Here is a 19,732-nt window from a genome sequence, read left to right as displayed (position 1 = left end):
TTCACGCCGCCACCTGCGGTCAGCCCGGTCACGCCGCCACCTGCCGCCGGTCGCCGGCGAGCACGCCGAGCAGCGACTCCGCGTCGACCGGCCGCAGCCGGCCCGCCGCGATGGCCCGGTCGGCCGTACGCCGGGCCAGGGCCACATAGGGCGCCACCGACTCGGGAGCGGTCGCGGCGAGCCGGGCCAGGTGCCGCTCGACCGTGCCGGCGTCGCCCCGGGACACCGGCCCGGTCAGCGCGTCGTCGCCGAGGCGCAGCGCGTTCTCCAGGGCGGCCCGCAGCAGCGGGGCGAGCACCTTCTCCGGCTGGGCCACCCCGGCGTCGCGCAGCCGGTCGGCCGCCTCGTTGACCAGGGTCACCAGGTGGTTGGCGCCGTGCGCCAGCGCCGCGTGGTAGAGCGGCCGGTCCGCCTCCCCGACCCACTCCGGGACCCCGCCGAGGTCGGCGACGAGCCGGGCGGCCAGGGGGCGCAGCTCCGCCGGGGCGGTCACCCCGTACGAGATGCCGGCCAGCCGGGCGAGGTCGTCCGGCGTACCGGTGAAGGTCATCGCGGGGTGCAGGGCGAGGGGGCGGGCGCCCGCCGCGGCGGCGGGGGCGAGCACGGCCAGCCCGTGCGCTCCGGAGGTGTGCGCGACCACCTGGCCGGGACGCAGCGCGCCGCCGTCGGCGAGGGCGGCGACCACCCCGGCGAGCGCGTCGTCGGGCACGGCGACCAGCAGCAGGTCGGTGGCCGCCCGCGCCACGGCGGCGGCGGAACGGCGGGGCACCTCGGGGAGCAGCAGCGCGGCCCGGGCCCGGGAGGCGCCCGAGCCGGCCGTGACGGCGACGACCCGGTGGCCGGCGGCGGCGAGCGCGGCGCCCAGAACGGTGCCGACCCGGCCGGAGCCGACGATGCCGACGGTGAGGAGACGGGGGGTGGCGGCCGGCGGGACGGCGGGCCCGTGGGGGGCGGCCGGGCGCGGGCGCAGGGGTGCGCTCATGGGCGACGATCCAGTCCTCGAGAAGGGGTACCGGTCGATGGCAAGTATGCGCCGGGGTCACGGAACCGGGACAAGGATGTGTGAAAACGTTCACCGCCGGCACCCGGCGGCACGACCGCCGGGACGGGGACGGACGGTCCCCGCCCGACCGGCTGACCGTAGGGTCGGCACGGTGACGCACGCTGAGCGAGGAACGAGCTGATGTCCGTCCGCTGGCGGGACGCGATGGAACGGGCGCTCTACGGGCCGGGCGGCTTCTTCGTCTCCGGGTCGGGTCCGGCCGGCCACTTCCGCACCAGCGTGCACGCCTCCCCGGCCTTCGCCGACGCGCTGCTGCGGCTCGTCGAGCGGGTCGACGCCGCCCTCGGCCACCCGGACGACCTCCGCGTCGTGGACGTGGGGGCGGGCCGGGGCGAGCTGCTGCGCGCCCTCTCCGCCGCGCTGGGGGCTCCCCCGGCCGCCGCCCGGCCCTCGGCCTCGTCCGGTCCGTCGTCCGCCGGTCCCGCGCCCTCCGCGTCGGTTCCGCTCGCCTCCCGGGTACGCCTCACCGCGGTCGAGAAGGCCCCCCGACCGGCCGACCTGCCCGACGAGATCGACTGGCTCGACGAGATCCCCGACGGGATCACCGGGCTGCTGGTGGCCACCGAGTGGCTGGACAACGTGCCGCTCGACGTGGCGGTGCACACCGCCGAAGGTTGGCGCTACCTGCTGGTCGACCCGGCCACCGGCGCGGAGACCGTCGGTGACCCGGTCGACCCCGCCGACGCGGACTGGCTGGCCTGGTGGTGGCCGGCACCGGATGCCGGCGCGGACGGAATCGGCCCGGCCGGGTCGGGGTCCCGGGCGGCCCGATCGGCGGAGGCACCGAGCGTGACCGCGCGGAGCGGGTCGGGCCGCCCGGAGCTCCCGACAGCAGTCAGAGCCGAGATCGGCCGGACGCGCGACGACGCCTGGGCCGGGGCGGTGGGAAAACTCGACCGAGGGCTGGCGCTGGCCGTGGACTACGGGCACCTGCGGGACGGCCGGCCCGTGGACGGGACGTTGACCGGGTACCGGGGCGGGCGGCAGGTGCCGCCGGTGCCGGACGGGACCCGCGACGTCACCGCGCACGTCGCCGTCGACTCGGTCGCCTCCGCCGGCGCCACGGTCGCCGGGTGCGCGTACGACCTGGTGTCGCAGCGGGAGGCGCTGCGGGCGCTCGGGGCCGACGGCGGGCGACCGCCGCTGAGCCTGGCCGCCGGCGACCCGGCCGGGTACGTGCGGGCGCTCGCCGCCGCGTCGGCGGTGGCCGAGCTGACCGACCCGGCCGGCCTGGGCGGGCACTGGTGGCTGCGGCAACCGGTCGGCGTCGACCCCGGGCCATTCATGGCACGATGACGGTCTTGACATCCTCCCCGCCCTAGAGGACGGGGATTCCCTGGATCGCCCCAGGGGTTTCCTGCTTCATCGCCGACCGCCCTGTCCGGGAGGGTTCCCGTTGAGGTCTTACACCGGCTCCACAGGCAGCAGCCGCCAGCCCGGCGGCCAGGATGTTGCGTGCCGCGTTGACGTCGCGGTCGTGGGTGGTGCCCCACCGGCACGTCCACGCTCGCACTTTCAGCGGCATGTTCCGCGCGACGGCTGCACAGGTCGAGCACACCTTGGACGACGGGTACCAGCGGTCGATCACGACCAGGTTCCGGCCGTACCAGGCGCACTTGTAGGTGAGCAGTTCGCGGAATTGGTGCCAGGCCGCGTCGCTGATGGCACGGGCCAGGCGGTGGTTGCGGACCATGTTGCGCACGGTCAGGTCCTCGATCACGAGCGTTTGGTTTTCGCGCACGAGTCGAGTGGTGAGCTTGTGCAGGTGATCACGTCTGCGATCGCCGATGCGGGCGTGGACGCGGGCCACCTTGAGCCGGGCCTTGGCCCGGTTGTGGGAGCCCTTCTCCTTACGGGCCAACCCTCGCTGGACGCGGGCCAGCCGAGCCCGGTCGGCCCGTTCGTGCCGGGGGTTGGCGATCTTCTCCCCGGTGGACAGAGTGAGCAGGTGCTCGAGGCCGGCGTCGATGCCGACCGTGCTCTCGATGGTCGGGAGGGTCTCGATCCGGTCCTCACAGAGCAGGGACACGAACCAGCGGCCGGCCGAATCACGGGACACGGTCACGGTGGACGGGGACTGCCCTTCGGGCAGCGACCTCGACCAGACGATGGCCAACGGGTCGGTCATCTTGGCCAGAGTGAGCTGGCCATCTTTCCAGCGGAACGCGCTGGGGGTGAACTCGGCCGAAGCTCGCGACCTACGCTTGGCCTTGAAGCGCGGGTAGCGGGCGCGCTTGTCTCAGAACGCCGCGAAGGCGCCTTGCAGATGCCGCAGCGTCTGTTGCAGCGGAACGGAGGAGACCTCGTTGAGGAAGGCCAACTCCTCGGACTTCTTCCAGGCGGTCAGCATCGCGCTGGTCGCGTTGTAGTTGACCCGTTCCTGCCGCTGGTACCACGCCTCGGTGCGGGCGTGCAGGGCCAGGTTGTAGACCTTGCGCACACACCCGAACGTTCGGCTCAACAGCTCTTCCTGCTGAGCAGTCGGGTAGAAGCGGAACTTGAATGCCCGCTTCACCCTTGAAACCCCGTTTCTTCCCCGGGCCGAAGGCCCGGGACATCCGCAGAAGGAGCCTCATGACCACGGACGCCGGCGACCTCCGCGAGCTGACCGTCGGCACCGGGGCCGGCGGCGAGCAGCTCGGCACCGACATGGTGCTCAACATCGGGCCGCAGCACCCCTCCACGCACGGCGTGCTCCGGCTCAGGCTGGTGCTCGACGGCGAGCGGGTGGTGGCCTGCGAGCCGATCGTCGGCTACATGCACCGGGGCGCGGAGAAGCTGTTCGAGGTCCGCGACTACCGGCAGATCATCGTGCTGGCCAACCGGCACGACTGGCTCTCGGCCTTCTCCAACGAGCTGGGCGTGGTGCTCGCCGTGGAACGGCTCATGGGCATGGAGGTCCCGGAGCGGGCCACCTGGCTGCGGATGGCGCTGGCCGAGCTGAACCGGGTGCTCAACCACCTGATGTTCCTCGGCTCCTACCCGCTTGAGATCGGCGCGATCACGCCGATGTTCTACGCCTTCCGCGAGCGGGAGACCATCCAGGCGGTGATGGAGGAGGTCTCCGGCGGCCGGATCCACTACATGTTCAACCGGGTGGGCGGGCTCAAGGAGGAGGTGCCCGCCGGCTGGACCGGCCGGGCGCGGGCCGCCATCGCCGAGGTCCGCCGGCGGATGCCGGACCTGGACAACCTCATCCGGCGCAACGACATCTTCCTGGCCCGTACGGTCGGCGTCGGGGTGCTCTCCGCGGCGGACGCCGCCGCGTTCGGCGCGTCCGGGCCCGTCGCCCGGGCCTCCGGCCTCGACCTGGACCTGCGCCGCGACGAGCCCTACCTGGCCTACGACCAGCTGGACGTGCCGGTTGTAACGAAGACCGCCGGGGACTGCCACGCCCGCTTCGAGGTGCTGCTCGACCAGGTGTACGCCTCGCTCGACCTCGCCGAGCAGTGCCTGGACCGGGTGGACCGGCTCAGCGGGCCGGTCAACACCCGGCTGCCGAAGGTGCTCAAGGCCCCGGAGGGGCACACCTACGCCTGGACCGAGAACCCGCTCGGCATCAACGGCTACTACCTGGTCTCCCGGGGCGAGAAGACGCCGTGGCGGCTCAAGCTGCGCACCGCGTCGTACGCGAACGTGCAGGCGCTGGCCACCCTTCTCCCGGGCTGCCTGGTGCCGGACCTGATCGCCATCCTCGGCTCGATGTTCTTCGTGGTCGGCGACATCGACAAGTGACCCGACCGCGCCCGCCCGGTCGAGGGGCGGCGCGGCGGCTGCCGGTCGGGGCGGCCGGGCGGGCGGGGTCAGCGCCAGCGGTCGGCGTTGCGGGCGCCGCCCGCGCGGGGCTCGTCACCCTGCGGCGGGTAGCCGTGGTGCTCCTCCTGCCGCCGGCCGTACCGCTCCGGCCCGGGCTCCGCCCGACGAGTGCGGTGCGCCTCGGGCGGACCGGCGTCGTGCCGCGCCCCGGGCTGGTGTCCCCGCTGACGGGGCGGACGCCACTCGTCCGGCACCGGCACCCCGCCGGCCGGCAGGGCCGGGGCGTCGTCCGGCTCCGGCCAGCCGCCGCGCCACCCGTCGTCCGCCCGGTCCGGACCCCGGCGCGGCTCGTCCCGCCGGACCGCCGCCCAGCGGTCCGCGACCCGGTACTCGGTGCCGGTCGCGTCCGCGTGCACCTCGGCACGCCGCTCCCCGACCCGCAGCTCCCGACCCCGGTCGTCGTCCCGTACGGCGGCCCACCGGTCCCCGGCGCGCAGCTGCGACCAGTACTCCCCGCCCTCCGCACCCGGCTCGTCCGGCGGGTACGACCGGCCGCGCCCACGCGCTTCGGCCGGCGCCGCCCAGCCCGGTGCCTCCGCGCCGCCCCGACCCGGGTCGTCCCACTGCTGTCCCCGGTCGTCGTGCCGCCCCGGCCACTCGCGCTCGCCCCGCTCGCCGGACCACTCCCGGCCGCCGGGCTGGGCGGACCACTCCCGGCCGCCGGGCTCGGCGGACCACTCCCGGCCGCCGGGCTGGACCGGCCGGGGGCGGTCGTCCCGGGCGGCCCCGGGGCCCGGCCGCGACGCGTCGTCGTCCCGGCGTGGCCGGTCCTCGCGGCGGGACCGGTCGTCCGGTCCGCCGTGCCCGTGACCGGCCCAGGGACGGTCGTCCGGCTCACCCGGCCACGCCCGCTCCTCCTGCTCCGGCGACCAGCGTCCCGCGTACCCGCCGCCGTACCGGGCCGCCCGGTCGCCGGGAACGGACGCGGCGCCGTCCACGATGGTGTGCCGGGTGGTGACGTGCACGGTCTCGGTGTGCCGCACCACTCCGAGCGGCCGGGCCGAGGGCGGGCCCGCCGGCTCCGTCGGCCGGCCCGCCCCGTACACCCCGGCCGCTCCGCCGGCGGCCGGCCGGTCCGCGCCGTGCCCGCCGGCCGCACCCGTAGCCGGCCCGGCCACGCCGTACCCGGCGACCGGGCCGGGCGCGGGCCGCTCGGCACGCGGAGCCGGCTGCGGCATGCGGGCGGGCTCCTCGTCGTCCCGGTCGGCGCGTCCCCGGTGGGGCACCGCGTCGTCCTGGTCCGGCACCCGCCTGCGGCCGGTGACCGCGTCGTCGGCGGACGCCCGGGCCCGGCCGGCGCCGGCCGGGGCGTCGACGCCGGCCAGCGCGGCGCTGCTCGCGTCCAGCCGCCGACGCAGCGCGGTGACCTCATCCTGTGCCCGCTGGGCGTGGTCGAGCGCCTGGTTGCCGCGTTGGGCGGCGGCCACGATCTCCCCGCGCAACTCGCGGCGGAGCTGCTCGATCTCGTCCAGCAGCTCGTCGGTGCGGGCCGGGCCCGCGCCGTCGGCGCGCAACGCGATCGACAGGCCGATCAGGACCACGGCAAGGATGGCCAGCACGGCGGCGAACCGCAGCGGGCCGTTGCCGTCGGCGACGAGCAGGATCAACGCCGCCACCGGCGCCAGGGCCACACCGACCCAGAAGAGCACGGTCAGCAACGACGGGCTGCGCTTGTCGGCGGGGGCGACCGGGGCTGGCATGGGTCCGCAGCCTACCGAGGGCTGCCCCGCCGGGGAAAGGGCGAACAGGGCATCCGGCGTCTTCGCCGCCGATCGCCCCGCCGACCGTCGACCGACCGGGCGGGCCGGCAGCCGTCGGACCGCCCGTCGGCCCGCCGGTGGCACGGGGCCACCGGCGGCCGGTCGGGGATCAGCCGACGGCCAGCGCGCCGTCCGAGGAGAACACCAGGCCCACGCTCGCGGCCCCGGTCTTCAGCGCGTTCTTGGTCTGCGGGCCGCCCTGGTCCAGCGAGCTGAACGAGCCGGCCTTGAAGTCGTAGACCTGGACGAGCCCCGCCTGGCACTTCGGCCGCTGCGGGCACTCCGGCGGCCCGGCCAGCACCGTGGCCTGGCCGGAGCACTTGGCGGCCAGCTCGGAGAGCGTGCTGACGCCGTACTTGTCGGCGAACGCCTTCGTCACGGCAAAGGCGTTCTGGTCCTGCGCGGCGGCCGGCGTGCCGAAGACGAGGCCCGCCTTGTCGCCGGCCGCCTTCAGCGCCGCGACGGTCTTCTCCAGCTCCGGCGAGGAAACCGGCTGGGCGTCCTTGCCGTTGGCCTTGGTGTTGAGGAACTCGGCCATGGTCGCCGCGTACTCCGGGACGACCTGGATCTCGCCCTTCTCCAGCGCCGGCTCGTAGAGCTCGCGGTTGCCGATCTGCTGCACCTTGGCGTCGTAGCCGGCGGCGGTCAGGGCGATCTTGTAGAGCTCGGCCAGGATCTGGTTCTCCGTGAAGTTGGCCGCGCCGATCACGATCTGCCCGCCGGGGCCCTTGGCGATGCCGGCGGTGACGCCGTTGGCCGCCGCGAACTCCTCGGCCGCCTTCTGGGCCGTCTTGCGGTCGACGTCGACGGCCTTGTTGAGCTGGATCAGCTTCGGCGTGTCGAGTGCGGCCGACACCTTGTCCAGCGCCGCGATCAACTGCGGGTTGGCCGCGTCGGCGTTGACCGCCGGGATGACGTTGTCGGTGTTCTGGAGCTTCTTGTCGTCGTCGAGGACGACGAGCTGGTCACCGGCGACCGGCGCGCAGCCGGCCCCCGAGGCCGCCTGCTCCGGGGCGTCCGTGCCGGAGGAGCCGGCGTCGCCGCAGCCGGTCAGCAGCCCCGCCGCGGCGAGGGCTCCCACCGCACCGACCGCCAGGCGTGTACGTGCGCGCATCAGTGCCCGCCTTCCGTGTCCCGGCGCGACCCTGTCGGGCCGGCCGCGTGTCCGACGGGCGATCTGGTCCGGCCGCCCGCTGTGTCCCACGGGCGGCTCGCCTTGCGGCCGCCCGGTTTCCCACCCCAACATCTTCCACGCGGGACCGACAACCCGAGGCGGAGTTTGTCACCGGATCGTCACCAGAGGTGAACCGGATTCGCCGTCCCGCGTCCGCTCGGGCTCGGCGTCCGGGCGGGCGGGCGGACGACGCTCAGCCGCCGGCCACCGCCTGAGCCGCCCGGCGACGCGCCCGACGGCGACCGGCCCGCAGCGGGCGCGGCGTGACCAGCCGCTCGACCAGGGCCAGCACCAGTTCCAACAGCATGGCGAGCCCGGCCACCAGCACGCCGCCGGCGATGATCTGGCCGCCGCCGGCGGCGATGTCCAGCCCGAAGCCCGCCCGGATGATCTGGCCCAGGCCGCCGCCGTTGACGAAGGACGCCAGCGCGGCCGTCGCCACCACCTGCACCGCCGCCGTGCGGAACCCGGCCGCCAGGTAGGGCACCGCCAGCGGCAGCTCGACCCGGCGTAGCAGCTGCCACCCCGAGAAGCCCATCCCGCGCGCCGCGTCCCGGGCCTCCGGATCGGCCTGCCGCACCCCCGTGTACGCGTTGGCCAGCAGCGGCGGCACGGCGAAGACGGCCAGCGCGACCACCACCGACGGCCGGCCGAAACCGAGGAAGGTCAGCGGCAGGATGGTGAGCAGGGCGAGCGTGGGGACGGCGAGCGACACGTTGGACACCAGCACCACCAGGCCGCCGCCCCGGCCGGTGTGCCCGAGCCAGAGCCCGATCGGCCAGGCGACCAGGCAGCCGAGCGCCACCGCCGCCGCCGACATCGACAGGTGCTCGCCCAGCCGGTCCAGGACGCCGCCCGGGTTCGTCCAGTTCAGCGGGTCGTTGAGCCAGACCAGCGCCGCCTCGACCGGATTCACCGAGCCAACCTCCCGCTCGCGACCGCGGGACTCCGCCGCGCTGCGTTCCTCGCGCTCACCGGACCAACCCTCCGCTCGCGACCGCGGGACTCCGCTGCGCCGCGTTCCTCGCGCTCACCGAACCAACCTCCCGCTCGCGACTGCGGGACTCCGCTGCGCTGCGTTCCTCGCGCTCACCGGGCCCGCTTCAGCCAGGGGGTCAGCAGCCTGCCCGCACCGGCCAGGACCAGGTCGAGCACCAGTGCGAGCAGGACGCAGAGCAGCGTCCCCGTCATGATCTGCGCCTTGTAGAAGTTGTTCTGGAAGCCGGCGAAGATCAGCTGCCCCAGGCCGCCGCGCCCGATCACCACGCCCACGGTCACCAGGGCCACCGTGGAGACGGTCGCCAGCCGCAGCCCGGTGAGGATGCCCGGCAGGGCCAGTGGCAACTCGACGCGGAACAGCCGGCCCCAGCGGCCGTACCCCATCCCCTCCGCCGCCTCGCGGACCTCGGGGGGCACCTGGTTGAGCCCGGCGACGGCGTTGCGGACGATCACCAGCAGCGCGTAGAGGACCACCACGCTGAGCGCGGTCGCCGCGCCGATGCCCAGGTAGGGGGCGACGAACGCGAACAGCGCCAGCGACGGCACCGTGTAGAGCACCCCGGTGAGGGCCAGGACCGGCCCGGCGAGGGAGCGGTACCAGTACGCGGCGACCGCCAGCGGCAGCGCGATCAGGGCGGCGATCAGCACCGCGCGAGCGGTCAGCGAGGCGTGCTCCCGCACGGCGGCGAGGATCGTGTCAGAGTTGTCCCGCACGTACTGCCAGGAGAACCACGGGTTACCCGGGTCGGCCCGGTAGCTCAGGCGGAAGGACATGTGTGGACGTTACCCCGGAGGGCACCGCCCCCGCCGAACCGCGCGCGGCGTCGATCACGCTGGAGGGCATCCGGAAGCGTTATCCGGACGGCACCGAGGCCGTACGCGAGCTGAGCTTGGACATCAGAGCCGGCGAACTGGCGGTGCTGATCGGACCGTCGGGCTGCGGCAAGTCCACGGTGCTCCGGATGGTCAACCGCCTCATCGAGCCGACCGGCGGCCGGATCCTGCTCGGCGGCGAGGACGTCACCCGGGTCGACCCGGTCGGGCTGCGCCGCCGGATCGGCTACGTGATCCAGAACGTCGGGCTCTTCCCGCACCAGACGGTCAGCGCCAACGTCGCCACCGTGCCCCGGCTGCTCGGCTGGCCCCGCCAGCGCAGCCGCCGCCGGGTCGACGAGCTGCTGGAACTGGTCGGGCTCGACCCGGCCACGTTCGGCCGCCGCTACCCGCACGAGCTCTCGGGCGGGCAGCGGCAGCGGGTCGGGGTGGCCCGGGCGCTGGCCGCCGACCCGGTGGTGCTGCTGATGGACGAGCCGTTCTCGGCCGTCGACCCGATCGCGCGGACCCGGTTGCAGGAGGAGTTCCTCCGGTTGCAGGCCGAGGTGCGCAAGACCATCGTGCTGGTCACCCACGATCTCGACGAGGCGGTCCGGCTGGGCGACCGGATCGCGGTGCTCTCCGAGGGCGGGCGCCTGGAGCAGTTCGACACCCCGGCCACCGTGCTGGGCGCGCCCGCCACGCCCTTCGTCCGGGAGTTCGTGGGCGCCGACCGGGGCATCCGCCGGCTCGCGGTCACCCCGGTCACCGGCGGGGCCGTCGAGCCGCTGCCGGAGGGCGGGGTGGCCGGGCTGCCGACGATGCCGGTCGGCGGCTCGGCGTACGACGCGCTGGGGGTGCTGCTGACCTCGGCCGCGGACCGGGTCGTGGTGACCGACGGGGAACGGCCGATCGGGGTGCTCAGCCGGGAGCGGCTGCTCGAACTGGGCGCGCCCGAGCGGTGAGGCGCGGCCCGGTCAGGCGCGACCGCCGAGGCTGGCCGTGCCGATGACCCAGCCGGAGAGGAAGCCGTACGTCGCGCCGGCGCCGCCCGCCTGGATCGCCGTCAGCAGCGCCGGCTCCGGGCCGAGGAAGGCGGCGATCAGCGAAGCGAAGCCGCTGGCCAGGACGTACGCGGCCCAGCCGGAGAAGAACTGCGTCCCCGACCCCTGCACCCGGGCCACCTGCGAGGTGGGCAGCAGGTAGAGGAAGAGCGCCGCGAGGATGACCAGCAGGACGGCCCGCAGGTTCGCCACGAGCAGGTTGCCGGTCGCCCCGTCCCCGCTGAAGTGCCACGCCGGCCAGGAGAGCAGTTGCAGGTACCAGCCGCCGGCGGAGTTCGGGTCGGTGCCGGCGGCCCAGCCGACGTACGCCGGGCTGCCGCAGACCGCGACCAGGAGGAGCGCCGCGAGCGCGCCCGTGCCCGCCGCCGTCCCGTAGCGACCGCCGGTGCGTGACGGGTTGGTGAGCGCCATGATCGGGTCAGTTCCCGGCGGAGCGCGGGGGGCAAACCTGTCCGGGGCCGTCGACCGCCGTCACCCTCGCGGGTGCTTCATCAGGTAGTCGATGAACGCGGCCCGCAGCAGCGGCGCCGACTCCTCGTAGCCGTGCCCGGTCAGCTCCCGCCACAGCGCCGCGGCCTCGTCGATCGTCGGCCCGACCGAGTTGGGCGCGCCGTCGAGGACAGCGGCCTCGTCCGCGTTCGGCAGGTGCCGCAGCACGGACCAGAAGAAGCGCACGTCGTGGCGCTCCCGGGCGACCGCGAACGCACGCTCCCGCAGTTCCTCGGTGGACAGCGCGTCGAGTTCCCCGAACGACGGGCCGGCGGAGGTCGATGGTGTGTCGGTCATGCCGCCGAGCCTAACCGGCGAGATCACTCCCGGCCCGGTGGACGCGGCGCCGGCTCACCGGTCGCCGGCGTCCCAGCGGCACGGGCCGGTCTCCCAGCCGGGATCCCTCCACGGGTCCACCGGGCTCTCCGGGGACCGCCTCGGCACGGCGGGCGGCCAGTCGCCGACCGGGTCCGCCGCCGGCGCCGTCCAGCCCGCACCGATCCGGCCGTCCCCGGCGGGGACCGGTTCCGCCGCCGCACCGGTCGCCGGCCGCCCGTACGCCTCGACCAGCCGGGTGACCAGCAGCCCGACGCCGAGCGCCGCCGCGCCGACCGCCCACCGGCTCACCGTCCAGCCCCGGGCCTGCGCGTACGCGAGGAAGACCGTGACCAGGCAGACCGCCAGCAGGGTGCCGAAGACGCCGCCCCGCCGGCCGTAGGCGCTGGTGCCGGCGAGCAGCGCCAGGCCGACCGCGAGCACCGTCCAGTCCAGCCCGGGGTCCGGCGCGACCGGGGCGGTGTCCCGGCTGGCCGTCAGCATGCCGGCCAGCGCGGCCAGCACCGTGGAGCCGACGAGCGCGCCGGAGGTGACCACCGCCGCCACCACGCCCCGGCGGCGGGCGGGATCCACGACCGGGCGGAACCGGCCGACCACCCGGCGGACGGCCCGCACCGAGCCGAACAGACCGCCGAGCACCGCGACGGCCGCGAAGCCGACGAAGAGGTGCAGCGCGCCGCGCTCCGGGTCGTAGTCGCCCTGCGGCAGGACCGACGCCGAGCGCTGTTCGACGTACACGATCACCCCGGCCGCGCCCGCGAGGGACGCGGCCCAGCCGGGCACGTGCAGCACCACCACGACCAGCGCCAGGGCGAGCCCGCCCAGCGCGGCGACCAGCAGGGCCGGGCCGGCGGCGGCGCTGACGCCCCGGTCGCCCTGTTCGGCGACGTGCAGCGCGGCGGCGACCGCCACGGGGCCGACGGCCAGGTTCACGGCGGCGGTACGCAGGGTCAGCCCGGCGGCCAGCCCCAGCAGCCCGAGCACGACCGCGTCGAGGAGCAGGGAGCGCAGCCCGTCGCCCCGCAGCGCGGCCGGGTCCTCCCGCCAGAGCAGGTACGCCAGGACGACCAGCCCGGCCAGGAGCAGCAGCTCCCAGACGACGTGGACGGCGAACCGGTCGCGACCGGGCTCGCCGTGCGCGGGGTCGTCGAAGACGTTCTCCAGGACGGAGGCGGGGATGCCGGACGAGGGCTCGGGGGACGGCTCACGCTCCGGTTCGTCGTACCGCATGACGCCGCCTCCCACGTGGCCGCCCGTCCAGCCTGGTCCGACGCGCGGGCGGACCGGGGCGGCGTTGCTCTCCGGTCGGAGGCACCGTACCCGCGCGGGAGGCCGGGCGTAACCCCCGGAATCAGCGTGGGCCGGGGCGGCCCTCCCGGCCGCCGGGCTCGCGGTCCTCGTCGTCCTCCTGCTCGGGAACCCGGCAGGAGCGCTCCAGCCAGAGCGCCGCCGCCACCAGCGCCAGCCCGGCGAGCAGGCCGGCACCGGCGATCGGCCGATCGTCCATCGCGGCGTCGGTGCGCTCCACGAAGAGCCAGCCGGTCAGCCCGGCGTAGAACCCGGTGAAGATCGCGCCGGCCAGCGCGGACGCCTTCGCCAGCACCACGAACCGGGCCACCAGCAGCGGATTGACCGGCTCTCGGCCCGGCCTGCGCTCGATGCGCCCCCGGGTGTTGACGGCGGCGTACGCCTCCAGCACGGCCAGCGCGGCGAGCGTGACCACCGGCAGCCAGGGCAGTTCCGGCAGGTAGTCGTAGTAGAGGGTGCTGATCAGCAACCAGGCCACCGCGGCGGCGCCGAGGGCGGCCACCACCAGGGTGGAGATCCGGGTGGGACCCATCCGGGACCGCTCGGGGCCCGTCCCGCCCGGTCGCGGGGACTGCGCCTGCGTCATGCCGGCCGGCTCCACTGGGTCATGCCGTCGACTCTATCGCCAGATCCGGCCGGGGGCGCAGATCCAGCGCGTCGTCGGCCACCGGAGAGGTGTTGAGCAGGTCGGTCAGCCAGCCGTGCCCGGGCAGTCGCCCGTACGGCTGGAGGTCGATCCACGGCCGCAGCACGAAGGCCCGCAGGTGGGCCCGGGGGTGCGGCAGGGTCAGCTCGGGGTCGTCGCTGAGCACCGGCTCGTCGCCGTCGGCCCACACGGCGATGACGTCGACGTCCAGGGTGCGCGGCCCGAAACGCCGCTGCGGGTCGCGGGTGCGCCCGGCGGCGCGCTCCGCCGCCCTGGCCCGCTCCAGCCAGTCGTACGGGGTCGCGGCCGGGTCCTCGGCGAGCAGAACGGCGTTCAGGTACGCGGGCTGGTCCGCGTCCCCCCACGGTGGAGTCTCGTAGACGCCGGAGACCAGGAGCACGCTGTCGCCGAACGCCGAGACGGCGCAGCGCAGGTGGGCGAGCCGGTCACCGAGGTTGCTGCCCAGAGAGAGGACGGCGCGGGTCACCGGTCCCGCCGCCGCGTCATCGTGACGGCCACGTCGGTGAAGGCGTGCGGGACGGGCGCCTCCGGCTTGTGCACGGTGACCGTGGCGGCCTCGACCCGGGGATCGGCCAGGCAGACGGCCAGCAGCCGGTCGGCGAGCGTCTCGATCAGGTTGACCGGCTCGCCGGTCACCACCGCGACCAGTTGCTCGGCCAGTTCGCCGTAGTGGACGGTGTCGCCCACCTCGTCGGAGCGGGCCGCCGGGGCGAGGTCCATCTCCAGGACGGCGTCGACCACGAAGTCCTGGCCCTGGACGCGCTCGAAGTCGTACACCCCGTGCCGGCCGTGCGCCCGTAGGCCGGTCAGCTGGATCCGGTCGGTCATCGGTCTCCCCCCGTGGTCGGCGGTGCGGTCCGCCCGTCCGGCGCCGGCGTGGGCCGCCCGGGCCCCACCGGTGGGCGCGGGCGCCAGGCGGGGCGCGCCCGTGGCCTGCCAGACGGCGAGGGCGTCCACGGTGGCCCGGACGTCGTGCACGCGTACGCCCCAGGCGCCGGCCGCCACCGCGAGCAGGCTGGTGGCGACGGTGGCCACGTCGCGGCCGTCCGTGGGGCGGGGGGTGCCGTCGGGACCGGCCAGCAGCCGCCCCAGGTAAGACTTGCGGCTGGACGCGAAGAGCAGCGGGAAGCCGAGGTCCAGCAGCTCGGACAGGTGCCTGCTCAGCTCCCAGTTGTGCGCGGCCGTCTTGGCGAAGCCCAGCCCCGGGTCGACGACGATGCGGTCGGCGGCGACCCCGGCCCGCAGCGCCTCGTCGACGCGGCGGCCCAGCTCGGCGCGCACCTCGGCGACCACGTCGGCGTAGCGGGCCAGCTCCCCCATCTCGCGGGAGTGGCCCCGCCAGTGCATGAGCACCCAGGGGCAACCGGCGTCGCGGACCACCCGGGCCATGTCGGGGTCGGCGAGGCCGCCGGAGACGTCGTTGACCACGGACGCGCCGGCGGCGAGGGCCGCCTCGGCGACCCGCGCGCGGGTGGTGTCGATGCTGACGGGCACGCCGGCGGCGGCCAGCTCCCGGATCACGGGGACCACCCGGGCCGTCTCGGTCCCCGCGTCGACACGGTCGGAGCCCGGCCGGGTGGACTCGCCGCCGACGTCCACCAGGTGGGCGCCGTCGGCCCGCAGCCGCACGCCGTGTCCGACGGCGGCATCGAGGTCGGCGTACCGTCCGCCGTCGGAGAAGGAGTCGGGCGTGACGTTGAGGACGCCCATCACCACCGGGTCCGAGGCCCGTACCAGATCGGTCACGGCTAGACCGTACCGGTCGGCCGGAGCGCCCCCAGCGGGCCGGGTCGTGGGCGATGACATGCGCATTCGAACGGGTGTACGATCGGTCGTCCCGGTCGTATCGGGCAGACTCTTCGCGGCTTGTCGCAAACAGTGGGTGCCCGTACGCTTTGGAACTGCCCGGCATCGAGATGGCGAAGCCTGGAGGGAGGGCCGAAGCGGGAGAATCCGCCCAAAGCTCACCACCCTCCGTGGTGGGTAACGAACGCAGGGTCGCCGACGCTGCGCACAGGGAGCACCGTTCCCGCCAGGCATGCCTACTGCACCACCGCGGCGCCGCCGGCCGCGACTTGGGGAGGTTCCAGTGATCGCCATCGAGCTGATGGAGACGGCGACGTCCGCCGCCGCCCACACGCTCTCCGCCCTGGCGTCGACTCCACTCGCCGAGCCCGCGCCCAAGGGGATCGACACCGAGGGTGTCGTCACGTTCTTCGCCAGCAAGATCGCTCCGATCCTGCTGGCCGTGCTGGGCGTCATCTTCATCGGGCGCGCCAGCCGGGGTGAGATCTCCAAGGTCCTCACCAGCTCGGCGATCGCGATCGTCGGGCTCGCCTTCATCGCCGGAGCCGCCACACTCTTCTTCATCGGCGACTACCTGATCGACCTGATCTTCGAATAGGCGCGGGCACGAGATGCGGCTGCGCACCGACGACGACATCTACCGGGCTCGCCTGGTCTACCTCGGGCCGCCCGGCTACACCCTTCCCGTCCACCTGCCGTACGCCCAGTACGGGCTGTTCATGCTGCTCGTCCCCCTCTACATGTTCATCCACTGGCTGTTCACGTTCCAGGTCGAGCTCTTCCCCGCCTGGGAGATCGCGCTCGCCATCGTGAGCACCTCGTTCATCTTCCGGTACGTCGACCCGGACCGGCCCGCGCGCATGGTGATCCGCACCGCGCTGACCGACTGGCGGCGGACCCGGGAGCCGGCCGCGGAGCAGCGGGACCCCCGCCTGGTCGGCAGTCGGATCAGGATCCGGGAGGAACTGGCATGACCGGTCGCACCCCGACCAGGCAGTCGAACGACGCGGATGAGGCGGTCGCATGAATCGCAGTTCCACGCCGGGTTCCCCGGCAGGGCGTCCGGCCGTCCCGCACGGTAACCGTGCGCGGTCGTTCGACTACCCTGATGATCCCGAGACGGACGAGGTCGCCCTCGATCCGGCCCTGGTGACGACACCCGGGCACGGCGGCGTGGGCGTCTTCCAGGCCCCCCGTCCGGCGCCACGCCGGACGCCGCCGGCCGAGCCGCAGGCCGCCGGCACCGGCGACAGCGCCGACATCGACTCACCCTTCCTCGACCTGTTCGGCGGCACGCGCCCCGGCGCGACCCGGCCGGCGGCGCCCCCGCAGCGGGCCGGCGGGCGGGAGCAACCCGCCATCGGGCAGCAGTCGGCGACCGCCGCACCGGCCCCGGCCGCGCTCCCGCCGGCTCCCGCCGCCCCCCTGCCGCCGCCCGCACGGGCGGGCCACGGGGCCGACGCCTACCGGAGCGGCCACCCGGCCGACGCGGCCCACCGGACGTCCCCGGCGGTCACACCGGCCGTCGAACAGCCCCCGGCCGGCGCGTACGAGCCGCCCGCCCGCCCGGCCAGGTCCCGGGTGCCGCACCAGTCAGGGGACCGGCTGCCCACGCTCCGCCCACCGGCGGAGGCGGAGAACGCGACGACCAGCCTGCCGCCCGTCGCGGCGGCGCCGCCGTCGTCCCACCCGGCGCCTCTCCAGCAGCCACCGCCGCTCGACCCGCCCGCGCCGGACCCGGCGCCCGAGCCGGCGTCCCGCCGCACCGGGGAGCGCCCGCCGGAGCGGGCCGGCCGGGAGGTCGCGCCGCCGCGGCAACGCTCCGCCGGCCGGCGGAGCCAGCCCACCAAGCCCGCCCGGGTCAAGCCACCGAAGATCAAGTTCGGGGACCGGGACCCGGCGGTCGAGCTGGCCATCACCGAGATCGCCGGCCACCTCACCTTCACCCCCAACACCGTCACCGCCTGGTACTGGCTGCCGGAGGTGCGCTGGGCGTTCCGGCCGGACGCGGAACGGGAGGCGCTGCTCTCGGCGATCTCCGAGCAGTACGCCGGGCTGGCCGGCTTCCGACTGCACCTGCGGCGCACCACCCGGCCCTTCCCCGCCGACGAGTGGGCCCGCACCATCGACGCGCACACCGCTTCGCCGCTGCCCGACGTGCCCGGCACCGCCGGCTGGGGCGACCACCTCGTGGCCGCGCAGCGGCACCTGCTCTCGGTCAACCACGCCGAGGGGCAGACCTACCTCGGCGTCACCTTCGCCCGGCGCTCCCTCGGCGACTCGCTCACCGAGCGGCTGCTGCGCACCTTCGGCCGGGGCGTGGCCGAGGGCGAGCGCCGCAAGCTCGGCCGCACCGTCGAGCAGTTCGACGAGGTGCTGGGCGCGTTCGGCATGCGCGGCCGGCGGGTCAGCGCACAGGAACTGGAGTGGCTGCTCTACCGCTCGGTGGCGCTCTGCATGGCGCCACCCGGGCAGCTCTCCCCGCTCACCGACGGCAAGTGGGAACGCGGCGACCTGCTCGCCCTCACCGAACAGGTCGAGCGCTACCGCACCCCGTACGGCTCGACCGTCAAGCTGGTCAACCGGATGACCGGCGAGGAACGGCACGTCGCCGTGCTGGCGGTCGGCCGGATGGAGCCGCTGGAGATCCCCGAGCGGCACGAGCCCTGGCTGCACTTCCATGAGCGGCTGCCGTGGCCGATGGAGCTCTCCACCCGCGTCGACATCCTCGGCTCCGGCGACTCCTTCCGTAACCTGGAGCACCGGCTGCGGATGATCCGCTCCCAGCAGCTCGACTACGCGGAACACGGCATCGACGCCCCGCCCGAGCTGGAGCGGCTGGCCAAGCGCGCACTGGTCATCGGCGACGAGATGACCACCGGGCTGCCGGTCGACTCGGCCCGCGCGCACGGCTGGCACCGGATCGCCGTCGGCGGTCGCAACCGCGAGGAGTGCCTGGAACGGGCCCGCCGGTTGATCCAGCTCTACTCCCGCGAGCTGCGGATCTCGCTGCAACACCCGAAGAACCAGGACTGGCTGGCCCGCGAGTTCATCCCCGGCGAGCCCATCGCCAACACCGGCTACGTCCGGCGCATGCCGGTCAACCTGCTCGCCGCGGCGCTCCCCCAGGCCGCCTCCACCGTCGGCGACCGGCGCGGCGACCTCATCGGGCGCACCGCCGGCACCTGCCGCCGGCCGGTCTTCCTCGACCTGCACTTCCCGATGGAAGTACGCGAACGCTCCGGGCTCGCCGTCTTCGTCGCCGAACCGGGCGGCGGCAAATCCACCCTGCTCGGCGCGCTCGGCTACCTCGCGGCCCGACGCGGGGTCCAGGTCACGCTGCTCGACCCGTCCGGCCCGCTCGCCCGGCTCTGCGCCATGCCGGAGCTGCGGCCGTACGCGCGGGTGCTGAACCTGACCGGCTCCGAGCACGGCACCCTGGCCCCGTACTCGCTCATCCCGACGCCGCTGCGCAGCGAGTTCGGCACCGGGGCCGCCGGTGACCGGGAGTTCGAGATCGCGGTCTCCAACGCCCGCGCCGAGCGGCGGATGCTGGTGCAGGACATCTGCATGATGCTGGTGCCCCCACAGGTCGCCCGCGAGGCGTCCACCGCCACCCTCTTCCGCCACGCCGTACGCCAGGTGCCGGCGGAGGAGACCTCCACCCTGGACGACGTGGTCGCCTGCCTCAGCCAGCTCGACGACGACGCCGGCAAGGAACTGGCCAACCTGCTGCTCGACACCGCCGAGATGCCGCTGGCCATGCTCTTCTTCGGCCGGCCGCCGGAGGGACTGCTCGGCGCCGACGCCGCCCTCACCGTGATCACCATGGCCGGGCTGCGACTGCCCGACCTGAAGATCGAGCGGGAATACTGGTCCGCCGAGGAATCGCTGGCCCTGCCGATGCTGCACACCGCGCACCGGCTCGCCGTACGCCGCTGCTACGGCGGCTCGATGTCGTCGCGGAAGCTCGTCGGCCTGGACGAGGCGCACTTCATGGAGGGGTGGCGCTCCGGTCGGTCGTTCCTGGTCCGGCTCGCGCGCGACTCCCGCAAGTGGAACCTCGCCGCGCTGGTGGCCTCGCAGAACCCGCGGGACATCCTCGGGCTCGACGTGCAGAACCTGGTCTCGACCGTCTTCGTCGGCCGGATCGCCGAGGACGCGGAGATCGCCTCCGAGGCACTCCGCCTGCTGCGGGTGCCGGTCAACGACGGCTACGAGGCCACCCTGGCCTCCCTCTCCACCGCCGACGCCACCAGCGCGACCCGGCTCGGCTTCCGGGAATTCGTCATGCGGGACGTCGACGGCCGGGTGCAGAAGGTCCGGGTCGACGTCTCGTACGTCGACGGGCTGCTGGACCACCTCGACACCACCCCCGCCGCGATCGCCGCCGCTGCCGGGGTGCTGCCGGCAATCCTGCCGAACATGGAGGCGTGA

Annotated in this window: 18 protein-coding genes and 2 pseudogenes; 6 read left to right on the top strand and 14 right to left on the bottom strand. The window is 75.0% G+C overall.

What is annotated here, in order from left to right; all coding sequences use genetic code 11:
* Positions 1-28: 28 nt before the first annotated feature.
* Positions 29-982: a Rossmann-like and DUF2520 domain-containing protein gene (locus AB0883_RS25365; RefSeq protein ID WP_366643748.1), complete on the bottom strand. Its 954-nt coding sequence runs from the start codon at positions 980-982 to the stop codon at positions 29-31.
* Between the two features lie 201 nt (positions 983-1,183).
* Here AB0883_RS25365 and AB0883_RS25360 point away from each other — a divergent pair, with 201 nt between their 5' ends.
* Positions 1,184-2,359, top strand: coding sequence for an SAM-dependent methyltransferase (locus tag AB0883_RS25360; protein WP_366643746.1), 1,176 nt, complete (start codon positions 1,184-1,186; stop codon positions 2,357-2,359).
* A 22-nt stretch (positions 2,360-2,381) separates the two neighbouring features.
* On the opposite strand, the pseudogene AB0883_RS25355 reads toward AB0883_RS25360, so the two are convergent.
* Both AB0883_RS25355 and AB0883_RS25350 read right to left on the bottom strand, forming a co-directional pair.
* Positions 2,382-3,281 (bottom strand): annotated as a pseudogene (locus AB0883_RS25355) (transposase); the annotation flags it as partial.
* A 21-nt stretch (positions 3,282-3,302) separates the two neighbouring features.
* On the bottom strand, positions 3,303-3,578 hold the full coding sequence (locus tag AB0883_RS25350; RefSeq protein ID WP_366643744.1) for a transposase: 276 nt from the start codon (positions 3,576-3,578) through the stop codon (positions 3,303-3,305).
* Positions 3,579-3,637: 59 nt separating this feature from the next.
* On the opposite strand from AB0883_RS25350, the gene AB0883_RS25345 reads away from it, so the two are divergent.
* The gene (locus tag AB0883_RS25345) at positions 3,638-4,798 is read left to right on the top strand and encodes an NADH-quinone oxidoreductase subunit D (protein ID WP_366643742.1); all 1,161 of its coding nucleotides are present in this window, start codon (positions 3,638-3,640) and stop codon (positions 4,796-4,798) included.
* A gap of 68 nt (positions 4,799-4,866) precedes the next feature.
* On the opposite strand, the gene AB0883_RS25340 is transcribed toward AB0883_RS25345, so the two are convergent.
* From AB0883_RS25340 to AB0883_RS25325, 4 genes are all read right to left on the bottom strand, one after another.
* Entirely contained in the window at positions 4,867-6,579 is a 1,713-nt protein-coding gene (locus AB0883_RS25340) for a hypothetical protein (protein ID WP_366643740.1), read from the bottom strand.
* Positions 6,580-6,748: 169 nt separating this feature from the next.
* Complete coding sequence (locus tag AB0883_RS25335) at positions 6,749-7,753, bottom strand: glycine betaine ABC transporter substrate-binding protein (RefSeq protein ID WP_151456517.1); 1,005 nt, start codon at positions 7,751-7,753, stop codon at positions 6,749-6,751.
* A 253-nt stretch (positions 7,754-8,006) separates the two neighbouring features.
* Positions 8,007-8,729 (bottom strand): ABC transporter permease, encoded by a 723-nt coding sequence (locus tag AB0883_RS25330; protein WP_121401579.1) that lies wholly within the window; start codon positions 8,727-8,729, stop codon positions 8,007-8,009.
* Between the two features lie 173 nt (positions 8,730-8,902).
* Entirely contained in the window at positions 8,903-9,586 is a 684-nt protein-coding gene (locus AB0883_RS25325; protein ID WP_311413184.1) for an ABC transporter permease, read from the bottom strand.
* Positions 9,587-9,588: 2 nt separating this feature from the next.
* Here AB0883_RS25325 and AB0883_RS25320 point away from each other — a divergent pair, with 2 nt between their 5' ends.
* A complete protein-coding gene (locus tag AB0883_RS25320; RefSeq protein ID WP_366643736.1) occupies positions 9,589-10,590 on the top strand; it encodes an ATP-binding cassette domain-containing protein in 1,002 nt (333 codons plus the stop codon).
* Positions 10,591-10,602: 12 nt separating this feature from the next.
* On the opposite strand, the gene AB0883_RS25315 is transcribed toward AB0883_RS25320, so the two are convergent.
* The 7 genes and pseudogenes from AB0883_RS25315 to folP form a co-directional block, all read right to left on the bottom strand.
* Complete coding sequence (locus AB0883_RS25315; protein WP_366643734.1) at positions 10,603-11,100, bottom strand: hypothetical protein; 498 nt, start codon at positions 11,098-11,100, stop codon at positions 10,603-10,605.
* 60 nt (positions 11,101-11,160) lie between these two features.
* Positions 11,161-11,475, bottom strand: coding sequence for a hypothetical protein (locus AB0883_RS25310; protein ID WP_366643733.1), 315 nt, complete (start codon positions 11,473-11,475; stop codon positions 11,161-11,163).
* Positions 11,476-11,529: 54 nt separating this feature from the next.
* Entirely contained in the window at positions 11,530-12,744 is a 1,215-nt protein-coding gene (locus AB0883_RS25305) for an ABC transporter permease (RefSeq protein WP_366643732.1), read from the bottom strand.
* A gap of 121 nt (positions 12,745-12,865) precedes the next feature.
* Positions 12,866-13,408 carry a DUF3180 domain-containing protein gene (locus tag AB0883_RS25300; protein WP_121401747.1) on the bottom strand — a complete coding sequence of 181 codons (543 nt, stop codon included), beginning with the start codon at positions 13,406-13,408 and terminating at the stop codon, positions 12,866-12,868.
* Between the two features lie 19 nt (positions 13,409-13,427).
* Positions 13,428-13,955 carry a 2-amino-4-hydroxy-6-hydroxymethyldihydropteridine diphosphokinase gene (folK, locus tag AB0883_RS25295; RefSeq protein ID WP_366643730.1) on the bottom strand — a complete coding sequence of 176 codons (528 nt, stop codon included), beginning with the start codon at positions 13,953-13,955 and terminating at the stop codon, positions 13,428-13,430.
* A complete protein-coding gene (folB, locus tag AB0883_RS25290; RefSeq protein ID WP_366643776.1) occupies positions 13,952-14,317 on the bottom strand; it encodes a dihydroneopterin aldolase in 366 nt (121 codons plus the stop codon). Before folB ends, folK begins: the two co-directional genes overlap by 4 nt.
* Before the next feature lie 81 nt (positions 14,318-14,398).
* Positions 14,399-15,235, bottom strand: a pseudogene (gene folP / locus AB0883_RS25285) (dihydropteroate synthase); the annotation flags it as partial.
* A gap of 343 nt (positions 15,236-15,578) precedes the next feature.
* Here folP and AB0883_RS25280 point away from each other — a divergent pair.
* From AB0883_RS25280 to AB0883_RS25270, 3 genes are read left to right on the top strand one after another with little or no spacing between them, the layout of a single operon-like run.
* The gene (locus AB0883_RS25280; protein WP_121401588.1) at positions 15,579-15,893 is read left to right on the top strand and encodes a hypothetical protein; all 315 of its coding nucleotides are present in this window, start codon (positions 15,579-15,581) and stop codon (positions 15,891-15,893) included.
* A gap of 13 nt (positions 15,894-15,906) precedes the next feature.
* Positions 15,907-16,269, top strand: coding sequence for a hypothetical protein (locus AB0883_RS25275; protein ID WP_121401589.1), 363 nt, complete (start codon positions 15,907-15,909; stop codon positions 16,267-16,269).
* A gap of 49 nt (positions 16,270-16,318) precedes the next feature.
* Positions 16,319-19,732: an ATP-binding protein gene (locus AB0883_RS25270; RefSeq protein ID WP_366643727.1), complete on the top strand. Its 3,414-nt coding sequence runs from the start codon at positions 16,319-16,321 to the stop codon at positions 19,730-19,732.

The organism is Micromonospora sp. NPDC047812, from assembly GCF_040704175.1.
GTDB lineage: Bacteria > Actinomycetota > Actinomycetes > Mycobacteriales > Micromonosporaceae > Micromonospora.
Note: the sequence above shows the minus strand (reverse complement) of the source record. Positions and strands in the feature narration are given on the sequence as shown.